The 11,598-nt window shown below is 59.5% G+C and carries 12 protein-coding genes; 8 read left to right on the forward strand and 4 right to left on the reverse strand.

Annotation, left to right across the window (positions count from 1 at the left end; all coding sequences use genetic code 11):
- Position 1: 1 nt before the first annotated feature.
- Positions 2-862: a nitrilase-related carbon-nitrogen hydrolase gene (locus C8E00_RS09255; protein ID WP_133697187.1), complete on the reverse strand. Its 861-nt coding sequence runs from the start codon at positions 860-862 to the stop codon at positions 2-4.
- A 256-nt stretch (positions 863-1,118) separates the two neighbouring features.
- On the opposite strand from C8E00_RS09255, the gene C8E00_RS09260 reads away from it, so the two are divergent.
- The 6 genes from C8E00_RS09260 to C8E00_RS09285 all read left to right on the forward strand — a co-directional run bounded on the left by C8E00_RS09260 (position 1,119) and on the right by C8E00_RS09285 (position 7,030).
- Entirely contained in the window at positions 1,119-1,784 is a 666-nt protein-coding gene (locus C8E00_RS09260) for an ABC transporter permease (RefSeq protein ID WP_133697189.1), read from the forward strand.
- Positions 1,785-1,846: 62 nt separating this feature from the next.
- Positions 1,847-3,028, forward strand: a complete 1,182-nt coding sequence (locus tag C8E00_RS09265) for an ABC transporter ATP-binding protein (protein WP_133697191.1) — start codon at positions 1,847-1,849, stop codon at positions 3,026-3,028.
- A gap of 3 nt (positions 3,029-3,031) precedes the next feature.
- A complete protein-coding gene (locus C8E00_RS09270; protein WP_133697193.1) occupies positions 3,032-3,763 on the forward strand; it encodes an ABC transporter permease in 732 nt (243 codons plus the stop codon).
- A 91-nt stretch (positions 3,764-3,854) separates the two neighbouring features.
- Positions 3,855-4,736 (forward strand): glycine betaine ABC transporter substrate-binding protein, encoded by an 882-nt coding sequence (locus tag C8E00_RS09275; RefSeq protein WP_133697196.1) that lies wholly within the window; start codon positions 3,855-3,857, stop codon positions 4,734-4,736.
- Positions 4,737-4,855: 119 nt separating this feature from the next.
- The gene (locus C8E00_RS09280; RefSeq protein ID WP_133697198.1) at positions 4,856-6,175 is read left to right on the forward strand and encodes an MmgE/PrpD family protein; all 1,320 of its coding nucleotides are present in this window, start codon (positions 4,856-4,858) and stop codon (positions 6,173-6,175) included.
- A 12-nt stretch (positions 6,176-6,187) separates the two neighbouring features.
- Positions 6,188-7,030 carry a nitrilase-related carbon-nitrogen hydrolase gene (locus tag C8E00_RS09285; RefSeq protein WP_133697200.1) on the forward strand — a complete coding sequence of 281 codons (843 nt, stop codon included), beginning with the start codon at positions 6,188-6,190 and terminating at the stop codon, positions 7,028-7,030.
- 230 nt (positions 7,031-7,260) lie between these two features.
- Here the strand turns inward: C8E00_RS09285 and C8E00_RS09290 are convergent, their stop codons facing one another.
- Together C8E00_RS09290 and C8E00_RS09295 are read right to left on the reverse strand one after the other, a co-directional pair.
- Positions 7,261-7,737, reverse strand: a complete 477-nt coding sequence (locus tag C8E00_RS09290; RefSeq protein WP_133697203.1) for a YbhB/YbcL family Raf kinase inhibitor-like protein — start codon at positions 7,735-7,737, stop codon at positions 7,261-7,263.
- A 122-nt stretch (positions 7,738-7,859) separates the two neighbouring features.
- Positions 7,860-8,759, reverse strand: coding sequence for a LysR family transcriptional regulator (locus C8E00_RS09295; protein ID WP_166638285.1), 900 nt, complete (start codon positions 8,757-8,759; stop codon positions 7,860-7,862).
- 306 nt (positions 8,760-9,065) lie between these two features.
- Here C8E00_RS09295 and C8E00_RS09300 point away from each other — a divergent pair, with 306 nt between their 5' ends.
- Entirely contained in the window at positions 9,066-10,352 is a 1,287-nt protein-coding gene (locus C8E00_RS09300; RefSeq protein WP_133697205.1) for a SidA/IucD/PvdA family monooxygenase, read from the forward strand.
- A gap of 3 nt (positions 10,353-10,355) precedes the next feature.
- Positions 10,356-11,276, forward strand: a complete 921-nt coding sequence (locus tag C8E00_RS09305) for a DMT family transporter (RefSeq protein WP_166638286.1) — start codon at positions 10,356-10,358, stop codon at positions 11,274-11,276.
- Here C8E00_RS09305 and C8E00_RS09310 read toward each other — a convergent pair.
- On the reverse strand, positions 11,248-11,517 hold the full coding sequence (locus C8E00_RS09310; RefSeq protein WP_243833141.1) for a hypothetical protein: 270 nt from the start codon (positions 11,515-11,517) through the stop codon (positions 11,248-11,250). The two genes, C8E00_RS09305 and C8E00_RS09310, sit on opposite strands and share 29 nt — an antisense overlap.
- Positions 11,518-11,598: the final 81 nt, after the last annotated feature.

The following is an 11,598-nucleotide window of genomic DNA, read 5'->3' on the forward strand; positions in this document are numbered from 1 at the left end:
CTCAACCCCGCCGCTCCCGCTCCAGCCGCTGCGCCATCAGCGAGGCCACCAGCGGCGTATCGGCGTCGCGGTGGGTGGGCATCGCGAAGCGCGCGGCGGCGATCTCGTTGGTGTCGATGTCGGCGCTGACGAGGGTCTCGCCGTCCTCGGCCCGCGCCAGCACCCGGCCGTCGACGCCAACGATGCAACTGCCGCCCCAGAACCAGGCGTCGCCCTCGGCCCCGTAGCGATGCGCCATGACCATAGGCGTGGCGTACATCATGGCGTAGAACTGCAGGCAGATCAGCCAGTTGCCTTCGTCGTCGAAATCGCCGTCGACCATTCCCGTCGCCGCGTTGACCGGCGTGAGCATCACGTCGGGCCGCTCCAGCATGGCCGCGTGGGCCAGGCCCGGATTCCAGAGGTCGGCGCAGATCATCACCCCGCAGGCGAGGCCGTCGGCCTCGGCGACGGTGAGCGCCTGCCCCTTGCCGAAATGCTTGCCCTCCTCGTGGCCGCCGTAGGTGCAGAGGTTGAGCTTGCGATGCACGGCGACGACGCTGCCCCCACATAGACACGCCATGGCGTTGGCGTATTCACCGCGGCCGCAGCGCTCGACGAAGCCCACCACGGTCAGCATGTCACCGGCGGCATCCGCCAGCTGGAGCAGACGCGGATCATCGCGGTCCATCGCGACCTCAGGGACGCGCGCGCCCAGGTCGTAACCGGTCAACGAAAGCTCGGGAAACACCAGGACATCGACGTCCCGATGGCGCGCCGATTCGATGACGCGACGATGCGTCTCGAGATTGCTCCCGACATCGGCCAGGACGCAGTTCATCTGGGCGGCGGCGAGTCGGTAATGCGTCCGGCGGGTGCTCAAAGGACAGGCCTCCTGCAAGGAAAATCAAAACACGACATTATCGCCGACGAGCATACGGCGTACTCGATGAATTTCCTATCAAACGCCCATTGCCACTGAAAATGAATGAGATGACACATCCTAATGCCCAAAACGGCGGGCTCTCGCGGAGAGCGTGTTATGCTCTTCACATAATAAGTACTTATAAAAAGCCTTTAATATAAGAAATTTATACGAGTTCAAACAATTACTCCATCGCGAGTGCGAGGTCCGTGACGTGGAATTACTGCAATATTTTCTCGACAATCTCGAGTTGCTGGGGACCCTTACCCTCGAGCATATCAGCCTGGTAGGTGTCGCGGTGGGGATCGCCACGCTGACCGGCGTTCCCATCGGTATCGCCATCACCAAGAACGAGCGCATCGCCAAGACCGTGCTCTACATCGCCTCGATCATCGTGACCATTCCGTCCATCGCGCTGTTCGGGATCATGATTCCGATCCTCTCGATCATCGGCCACGGCATCGGCTACCTACCGGCGGTCATCGCGGTGCTGCTGTACTCGCAGCTACCGATCATCCGCAACACCTACACCGCCATCAACAACGTCGACCCGGCCCTGCGCGAAGCCGCGCGCGGCGTCGGCATGAGCCAGAACCAGCGCCTGCGCATGGTCGAGATCCCGCTCGCGGTGCCGGTGATCATGGCCGGCGTGCGTACCGCCGTGGTGCTCAATATCGGTGTCATGGCCATCGCCGCCTACATCGGGGCCGGCGGGCTCGGCACGCTCATCAGTCGCGGCATCTCCCAGTCCGACCCGCGTCAGCTGATCCTTGGCGCCGTCGCCGTCAGCGTGTTGGCAATCATCGTCGACTACGCGCTGCTGGCCTTGCAGAAGCGGCTGACGCCCAAGGGCATGGAACGCGCCGCCGCTGCGACCTGAACCGTCATCCGCGCCACTTTCTGTCGACCTGCAAAGACTGCCGACCCGACAAGGACAACTTCATGATTCGACTCGACAACTTGACCAAGGTCTTCGACACGCCCAAGGGCGCGGTGACCGCCGCCGACCACATCAGCATGGAGGTGCCGAGCGGCGAGATCTGCATCCTGCTCGGCCCCTCCGGCTGTGGCAAGACCACCACCCTGAAGATGATCAACCGCATCATCCGCCCGACCTCGGGCAAGGTGTTCATCAACGGCGAGGACACCACCAGCCTCGACACCCAGGACCTGCGCCGCAACATCGGCTACGTGATCCAGCAGATCGGTCTGTTCCCCAACATGACCATCGAGGAGAACATCACCGTGGTGCCCAAGCTGCTGGGCTGGGACAAGGCCAGGTACCGCGAACGCGCCCGCGAAATGATGCACATGATCGCGCTGGAGCCGGATGCCTTCCTCAAGCGCTACCCGAGCGAGCTGTCCGGCGGGCAGCAGCAGCGCATCGGCGTGGCCCGGGCGCTGGCCGCCGATCCCCCCGTGATGCTGATGGACGAACCCTTCGGCGCCATCGACCCGATCAACCGGGCGGTGATCCAGGACGAATTCCTGAAGATGCAGCAGGACCTCAAGAAGACGATCATGTTCGTCAGCCACGATATCGACGAAGCGATCAAGATGGGCGACCGCATCGCCATCTTCCGCGCCGGCAAGCTGGTCCAGTACTCGGAGCCGGACGAACTGCTCGCCGCGCCCAAGAACGACTTCGTCGAATCCTTCCTGGGCGAGGACCGGGCCCTGAAGCGCCTCAACCTGGTCAAGGTCCGCGATCTGGCCAGCGAGGAAATCGGCCTCGTCCGCCCCGACGATACGCTCGACACCGCCCTTCAGCGCATCGAGTCCTACGGCTACGTGAACAGCATCGTGATGGTGAACCACAAGCGTCAGCCGGTGGGCATCATCACCGCCGCCGTCGCCCGCACCACCCAGGGACACTGCCGCGATCATTATCAGAGCGTGCCGGTGGTCGTCAGCCTCGACGACGACCTGCGCAAGGTCGCCTCGCTGATGTTCGCCCACGACATGACCTGGGTGCCCTGCGTCGACGACGACGGCCGTATCGTCGGTCAAGTCACTCAGCGCGCGATCACTCATCACCTGGGCTCGCGCTACCGCGCTCATTCCAAGGAAGATGACGGCGCCGCGCTCGGCGAGGCCTCCCCGTCATCGGCCACCAAGGAGTAAGCCATGCCGACGTTGAATCTCTCCGGGGCCATACGCCTGCTGGTGCTCCTGGCGGTTTTTCTAGCCGGCGTCTGGAGCCAGTCCAGCGGCGTGATCGACGACTTCCTCTTCTATGTGCCCGATATCAAGTACCTGGCCGTACAGCATCTGTGGCTGACCGCCATGTCCGGCGGCCTGGCGATCCTGGTCGCCATCCCGCTGGGCATCTGGCTGTCGCGCCCCAGCATGGCGCGGATCGCCGAATCCATGATGCAGATCCTCAACGTGGGCACCACCATTCCCACGCTGGCCGTGCTGGCATTGTCGATGAGCTTTCTCGGCATCGGTACCGTCCCGGCGGTGTTCGGGCTTTTCATCGCCACGCTGCTGCCCATCGCCCGCAACACCTACACCGGGCTCAAGGGCGTCGATCCGGCCCTCAAGGAGGCCGCCGCGGGTATTGGCATGTCGCCCGCCCAGCGCCTGCTGCGGGTCGAGCTGCCCAATGCCCTGTACGTCATCTTCGCCGGCATCCGCACGGCCTTGGCGATCAATATCGGCACGGTGCCGCTGGCCTTCTTGATCGGCGCCGGCGGCCTCGGCGAGTTGATCTTCACGGGGATCGCCCTCTACGACACCGTAATGATGCTGGCAGGCGCGATTCCCACGGCATTGCTGGCCATCGCCGTCGACATGCTCATCGCCATCACCGCCTTCCTGGTCGTCCCCCGCGGGGTCAACCCGGGACGCAGCTAGGACGACACCGCCTCCACACACGAGATCCGGCAATCACGACAGACCATTACAAAAGACCATCACCACAGACAATCACGAAAGGAGCGACACCATGAAAACCTTGATGACCCTGCTCACCGGCGCGGCACTGGCCGGCAGCCTGGCCACCGCCCAGGCCGACGAGATCGTGGTAGGCGGCAAGGGCTTTACCGAGCAGCTCATTCTCTCGAGCATCACTACCCAATACCTGGAAGAGCTCGGTTATGACGTCGAGAAGCGCGCCGGCATGGGCTCCGCCATACTCCGCCAGGCCCAGGTGAACGGTCAGGTCGATCTCTATTGGGAGTACACCGGCACCTCGCTGATCACCTATAACAATGTGACCGAGAAGCTCTCCCCCGAAGAGACCTATCAGCGCGTCAAGACGCTCGATGCCGAAAAGGGGCTGGTGTGGCTCGAACCCTCCGACGCCAACAATACCTACGCCCTCACCATGCGTGCCGACGATGCCGAAGAACGGGGTATCGAGACGATTTCCGATCTGGCCGAGACCATCAACAACGGGGAGACGATCACCTTCGCCTCCAACGCGGAGTTCTACGCCCGTGACGACGGTCTGCGCCCGCTGCAGCAGACCTATGGCTTTCGCTTCGGTCGTCCCAACATCAAGCGCATGGATTTCGGCCTGACCCTGCCCGCCTTGCGCGACGAGCAAGTCGACGTCTCCATCGCCTATTCCACCGATGGGCGCATCCCGGCCTTCAACCTGGTGACCCTGGAAGACGACAAGCAGTTCTTCCCCGCCTACGCGCTGACCCCGGTGGTGCGCAAGGACACGCTGGAAGCCAATCCGAAGCTGGACGAGCAGATGAACAAGCTCTCGGCGCTCTTGAACGATGACGTCATGGCCTCGCTCAACGCCAAGGTCGACGTCGACAAGCAGCCCGTCGAGCAGGTCGCCGAAAACTTCCTCAAGAAGCACGACCTGCCGTGATCGACGCCTGAATGGGGCCATGCCCTGATGTGCACGATCACGACGAAGGCCGCCCCGATGCGGCCTTCTTTCTGTGCCATACAGCACGCGTTTCTTCGCCAGCACCCGAGGCCACTGCCATGCACGACCACGCCCCCCTCGACTGGATGCACGGGGTCGATCTCTCCGCCCTGGACGACGCCCACCTCCACCAGGCCAAGCGCTGTCTGCTCGACCTGCTGGGCGTGGCCGCCGGCGCCACCCGCACGCCGCTGGCCGACAAGGCCACACGCTTCGTGACCTCCCAGCATGGCGGCGACCGCCCGCTGCTGTTCACCGCCGGCCAGGCCTCGCCCACCGGCGTCGCCTTGCACGGAGCCTGGCTGATCGACGCGCTCGACGCCCACGACGGCCAGGTGCTGACCAAGGGCCATGCCGGCGTGGCCCTGCTGCCCGGCTTGCTGGCACTGCCCGAGGTGGCCGACCTCTCCGGACGCGACTTCCTCGCCCTGCTCGCCTACGGCTACGAGATCGCCACCCGCGCGGGGATCGCCCTGCACGCCACCAGCCCGGACTATCACACCTCCGGCGCCTGGAATGCCCTGGGCGTCGCCGCCGTGGCCGCGCGCCTGCGCGGTGCCGATGTCGAGACCTTGCATCATGCCCTCGGCATCGCCGAGTTCTATGGCCCGCGCAGCCAGATGATGCGCTGCATCGACCATCCCACGATGCTCAAGGACGGCTCCGGCTGGGGCGCGATGACCGGCATCTCCGCCGCCCTGCTGGCCGAGGATGGCTTCACCGGCGCCCCGGCGCTGACCGTGACCGCGCCGGACGTGGCCACTCTCTGGCAGGACCTGGGCGAGCGCTGGTATCTCCACGAGCAGTACTTCAAGGCCTACCCGGTCTGCCGCTGGGCCCAGCCCGCGGTGGAAGCCGTGCTGTCACTGCCCGCCGAGCAGCGCGTCCCCGCCGCCATCGCACGCATCGAGATCGTCACCTTCCACGAGGGCAAGCGCCTGCATGTGACGCACCCGACCACTACCGAGCAGGCTCAGTACAGCCTGCCCTGGTCCGTCGCCTGCGCCCTGGGCCGAGGCACCGTGGATGTCGCAGGCGTCAGCGACGAACTCGACGCCCCGGATCTCAAGGCCCTGGCCAGCCGGGTAGAGATTCACGAGGATGACACCTTCAACGCCCGTTTTCCCGCCGAGCGCTGGGCGCGCGCCCGACTGCATCTGCAAAGCGGCGAGGTCATCGAAAGTGCCGACGTCGAGGCGCGCGGCAATCATGATTGCCCCCTCTCGGACGCCGAGGTCATCGCCAAATACCGGGCACTGGCCGAGCCCGTGCTGGGCGAGCGGGCAGCCCGGCTTCTTGAGGTGGTGATGAGCCTCGAGACACGTCCGGCAAGCGACCTGCTGGCGCTGCTCGGCGCCCCCACATTTTTCACGCAATAGCGAGACGCCACCATGCACTATCAGGATCACCTGCGCGTCGGCGCCGCGCAGATCAACGCCAGCCTCGGCGATGTCGATGCCAACCTCGAACGCCATCTCGCGTTCATTGCCGATGCACGCCGCAAGGGGCTCGAATTGCTGGTCTTCCCCGAGCTCTCGCTGACCGGCTACGGCCTGGGCAACCGGGTGATCGACGTGGCCTGCCCGGCTCATGATCCGCGCCTGGCCGAGCTGGCCCACGCCGCCGGGGAGATGCAGGTGGTGGTCGGCTTCGTCGAGGAAGCCAGCCCCGGCGAGTACTACAACGCCCTGGCGATTCTCCAGCATGGCAAGCTCCAGGCCGTGCACCGCAAGCTCAACCTGCCCACCTACGGTGGCCTGGAAGAAGGCAAGCTGTTCACCCATGGCAGCGAGCTCACGCATCTTCCGGTGTGCCCCGGCTGGTCGGCGACCTCGCTGATCTGCGCCGACCTGTGGAATCCGGGGCTGGTGCACGCCGCCCTGCTGGCCCGCCCCACCGTGCTGTGCGCACCGATCAACTCGGCCTCGGGCATCGTCAGCGACGACTTCTCCAACGAGCAGAACTGGGCCGTCAACCTGCAGTTCTACGCCATGACCTACGGCACCCCCGTGATCATGGCCAACCGCTTCGGCCCCGAAGGCAACAGCCACTTCTGGGGCGGCTCGCGCATTCTCGGCCCGCGCGGCGACACCCTCGCCCTGGCCGAGGATGGCGAGACGCTGATCGAAGCCCAGCTCTCGCGCACTGCCATCGCCCGCGCCCGCTTCGAGCTCCCCACCCACCGCGACGCCGACACGCCACTGGTGCGCGAGTTGATGGACGGCTATCGCTGAACCAGGCCCAAAACGACACTCGGCGCCTCCCAAAGGAAGGCGCCGAGTGCGTGTGGAGCGGCGTTTGAGTCTCTGATCACTACCTCAGGCTTTATCTGAAACGTCGACGAGCGAAGGTCAGACAAGGCAAAAATCAGCGAAAAAGCGGAATTTACGGGGTGTAAATGAGCAATTTGAGCTGATTCTTAACGCAGTATGGCCGAGCGCAGGCAGTTTCAGACAAAGACTGCTCAGTCGCGGCGATAAGTCCCCACCAACCGACTCATCCCCAGAATGTGAGGCTCAAGCTTGTTGAGCAGTTCCGGCTGCGTCAGCCCCTCGGGCAGTTCGGTTTGGGTGTCCAGCGCCAGCACCCAGAAATAATACTGGTGCGTCCCGTGGCCCTCCGGCGGCATGGGACCACCGTAGCCGATGGCGCCACCATCGTTGATGCCGGCGGTGCCTGTCTTCGTGCCCTCTTCCAGCGACGTAACATCCGCCGGCAGGTTATAGAGCAGCCAATGGACGTAGCCGTAGCTGCCATCCTTCACCAACGGCGCATCAGGATCGTGGCAGATCACCGCGAAGCCCTTGGTCCCCGACGGCGCATCCTTCCAGCTCAGGGCCGGGGACACATCGTCACCTTCCGCCGAATGGCGCTTCGGAATCACCCCATTCGGCGTGAAGGCGGTGCTTTCGACTTGCATGCTGGACGGTGCAAAAGGCATGGCGATCCTCCCATGAAACGCATTGAAACAATGAACCGAGCAACGCCCTCACGGCGGCTCTTACCTACAAGGTGATGGCGTAAGTGGAGGATTCAACCCGTCGGGCGGCCGCTTGCGAGGCATTATGGCTGCGACTCGCCCAGATGAAATCCGCTATTAGCCACCGCCAGCTTGGCTATCCGCTCGACCGATGGAGAGAAAGCGGGAGATAGGTAGGTAGCGACGAAAGGCAGAGAAGCAAATGCTGGCTGAACTTCCAATGCCTGTAACTGACTGTCGTCAGAAAACAGATCCGGAGGTAGCAATGCAACACCGGCGCCTTCACATGCCAACCTCGCCGTAACACTCATCGTATTGCAGTAGGTCAGGCGGTCTGGACGAATATCCTGCATATCAAGCCAGCGAAATTGGTCGGCATACAAACGCGATCCGGGTGACAGGCTCAGGATGGATCGCCGAATTAAATTCATGGTTTCCAATGTCGACCTTGTTTGCACCAATTCGGCAGCCCCCATCCAGGCAATAGACGCATGGCCAAGGCTGTGCCTGATAACCCGTTCCTGAAGTTGATCATCGGGGACCAAAGCAAGATCTATTGTGCCGTTGCACAGCTTATCCCAGGTTTTTTCTGTAATGTCGACATCTATATCAAGCTCGATATTCGGCATGGCGCGCTGCACATCTAACGTAAAATCGGCGAGCCACCAGAGCGCTACCGTCTCGGTACACCCTACTCGAATTCGGCCAGTAGCCTCTTGCACATCCTCGAAAACTGATGACAGCTCATCGCGCAAGGCCAGAATACGCTCCGCGTATCCAATCAGTTCGCGACCAGCAGCCGTAAGAGTCACCGGCCGCTTTCCACGCTGGAACACAACGCGGCCAATACGTTCCTCCATGTCGGCGATGCGCATGGAAATATTGGGTTGTGTGGTATTGAGCCTTTCCGCAGCTGCACCGTAGGAACCGAGCCTATAGATCCAATAGGCCGTCTCGAGGTGTCGGAATTCGAGTCGCATCATTGCTGCTGATCTCCTCGTATCAAAAATTCTGATTTCCGTATGCGCTAATGAGAGCATACAATTAGATTAATTTAATACAATGATAGCAACAAAAACAACATTTGAAAAACGACAGAATGGCTTTCAAGACCTGTCTCAAGAAAACATGCCTATGGGAATCAGGAAAATATCGAAAAAGAAAGCTACACAACAACCTCATGGCTGCCGCCACATGTGAAACGCAATTTCCCAGATTTCTTGAAAATGTAGAGAAACTATATATTTAAAAGCAATGCCCACCTTGCAGATAGTGTTGAGGATCATGCCATGACTAAAATATATGATTTGATTGGAGTGGGGTTTGGGCCAAACAATATCGGCCTAGCGGTACATGCCACTCAGAAGGACAAAGATATAAACATGGTTTTTCTGGAAAAGCGTGATGAACTGACTTGGCAAAATGGAATGATGGTCCCTGGGGCTGATATCCAACATAGCCCGCATCGGGATTTCATAACACCAATTGATCCAACGAGTGGCTACACGTTCCTTAACTATTTAAAGTCACACAACAGGCTGCTCAATTTTTTAAACGTCCCGACAACCTTTCCTTTCCGTTTAGAGTGGTCGCTATATGTACAGTGGGTTGCATCACATTTCTTGGAGATAGTTAAGCTTGGTCAACATGTGACAAAAATTGAGCAAACGTTGAAGAATGGAGCTTCAGTTTTCCGAGTCATCACGGAAGATGGCAAAGAGTATCTCGGCCGATCAGTTGCGTTGGGGACTGGTGGGAAGCCAATAATACCGGAGGAACTAGAACCATACCTTGGTGAGCGTGTATACCATTTAACGGACTACCAAACAAAGACAAATCAAGCGATCAAGGATGGATGCAAAAGATTCGCCGTGGTTGGCGCCAGTCAAAGCGCTGTTGAAATATTGATTGATCTATATAGAAAGCCTGGCGTCGAGATTACCGCCATAACAAGAGGCATTGGTTTCCGACAAAAAGATCTTAGCCCCTTCACGGAACACATTTTCTTTCCTGATTTTGTAGAATGGTTCCAGCGTCGTGATGCCGATTCGCGACGACAGATAAACTCTGAATTAGAAACCGCCGTTTATGGACGTGCTGACAAGGATGCCCTTGATGAGCTTTATCGCCTTTGGTATGAAGACCACCTTCAAGGTCAGCCTCGCATGGAACTTAAAAATTATTGCGAAATCGAAAAAGCCACTATAAATAGAAGTATAAATTTATTTATTCGTGAAAAGCACAGCAATACACAGAGTTCAATTAAAGCTGATGCCGTGATCGTAGCAACTGGATTCGAGCGGCTTGAGCGAGGGATTAATTCGCACAAAACACCCAGCATTTTGAAAGACCTCGAGAGCAGTATAGAACATGACCGAGGCGGGAGTCTATATATTGCCCCCGACTACAGTCTAGGCATCATCGGTGAATCCGGGCATCGACTCCCCATATTTATGACCAGCTTCTCCGCTCCGAGTCATGGAGTAGGTGATGCAGGTACTTTCCCACTCCTAGCCCATCGCTCCGCTGCGATTATTTCGAGCCTGACAGAGCAACTAAAAGTCCACAAGGAATAAATGATGAATCATGACAAACTGCTAGGGAACTCAATTTCTCGCTTGACTGGCCGTGGGACTGGTTTCATATTCGCAGGAGTTATCATCGGAGGTGGACTATCCTGGCCACTCATGAAAATGACTCTAGGCAACATGTCTCCCCAAGTGTTTCTTATATGGCGTCTTGTTTTTGCCACTATCAGTGCTTTCGTATTGGTAAAAATGACTCGCCAGTTTCGTGTCCCCGGTCGCGAGGTCTGGTTTCCAATCATTTCGGTGGCCTGCCTGCAAATGGGGGCATTCCTCTGGTTGATCACGGTCGGTGTCACCATGGTCCCGGCCGGGCGCGCAGCACTACTGGCGTATACTAGTCCAATCTGGATGATACCTCTGGCTGTGTTATGGCTGGATGAAAAACTCGATCGTTCCGTCATTGCAAGTCTAGTTTTCGGGGTTGCCGGTTTGGCGTTTCTTTTTCTCCCGTCCACTCATATTTTATCTAATACACAAGCTCTAGCTGGTAATGGACTACTGTTGCTTGCGGCCGTTGTCTGGGCCTTCCAAATAGCCCTTCTGCGACGCTACCCTTCCGGGTGGTCGACATTACAGCTTCTACCATGGCAACTCTTGGTTGCGACGCTAGGACTGTCATCACTGACAATCGCTTTCAGTGACGTCTCTTTGTTTCAAGGTCTAGATATTCGAAGCCTGTTGGTGACGACCTACGTCGGTATCGTTTCCACGACCTTCGTCTTTTGGGGCATGTTGCATATTGCCCGAACCATGCCCGCCATTTCTAGCACGATCAGCTTTCTGGGGATACCGGTGGTTGGCCTATTAAGCTCCGTGTTGCTGTTGTCGGAGAGGCTGGATGTCGGGCTCGTGGTCGGATTTGTACTGATCGCCGTTGCTGTTTTCATTCAATCAAAGAGTTCACGACTTTGACCCCCTTTGCGGCTTGTAGCGCCGGCGTCGACAAATGCATGTAACCGTAGCTGCCATCCTTCACAGGCGGCATATCCGGATGGGGGTAGATCACCGCGAAGCCCTTGGCCTTCGCCGACGCATCCTTCCAGCTCAGGGCCGGCAGCAAATCATCACCTTCCGCCGAATGGCGCTTCGGAATCGCCCCATTCGGCGTGAAGGCGGTGCTTTCGACTTGCATGCTGGACGGTGCAAAAGGCATGGCGATCCTCCCATGAAACGCATTGAAACAATGAACCGAGCAACGCCCTCACGGCGGCTCTTACCTACAAGGTGATGGCAC

Origin of the sequence: Chromohalobacter marismortui (assembly GCF_004364315.1) — a bacterium.
Classification (GTDB): Bacteria; Pseudomonadota; Gammaproteobacteria; order Pseudomonadales; family Halomonadaceae; genus Chromohalobacter; species Chromohalobacter marismortui.

Coding starts and splice junctions, on each gene's coding strand:
- C8E00_RS09265 (WP_133697191.1), top strand. CDS start 1,847: ATGATTCGACTCGACAACTTGACCAAGGTCTTCGACACGCCCAAGGGC.
- C8E00_RS09270 (WP_133697193.1), top strand. CDS start 3,032: ATGCCGACGTTGAATCTCTCCGGGGCCATACGCCTGCTGGTGCTCCTG.
- C8E00_RS09275 (WP_133697196.1), top strand. CDS start 3,855: ATGAAAACCTTGATGACCCTGCTCACCGGCGCGGCACTGGCCGGCAGC.
- C8E00_RS09280 (WP_133697198.1), top strand. CDS start 4,856: ATGCACGACCACGCCCCCCTCGACTGGATGCACGGGGTCGATCTCTCC.
- C8E00_RS09285 (WP_133697200.1), top strand. CDS start 6,188: ATGCACTATCAGGATCACCTGCGCGTCGGCGCCGCGCAGATCAACGCC.
- C8E00_RS09290 (WP_133697203.1), bottom strand. CDS start 7,737: ATGCCTTTTGCACCGTCCAGCATGCAAGTCGAAAGCACCGCCTTCACG.
- C8E00_RS09295 (WP_166638285.1), bottom strand. CDS start 8,759: ATGATGCGACTCGAATTCCGACACCTCGAGACGGCCTATTGGATCTAT.
- C8E00_RS09300 (WP_133697205.1), top strand. CDS start 9,066: ATGACTAAAATATATGATTTGATTGGAGTGGGGTTTGGGCCAAACAAT.
- C8E00_RS09305 (WP_166638286.1), top strand. CDS start 10,356: ATGAATCATGACAAACTGCTAGGGAACTCAATTTCTCGCTTGACTGGC.
- C8E00_RS09310 (WP_243833141.1), bottom strand. CDS start 11,517: ATGCCTTTTGCACCGTCCAGCATGCAAGTCGAAAGCACCGCCTTCACG.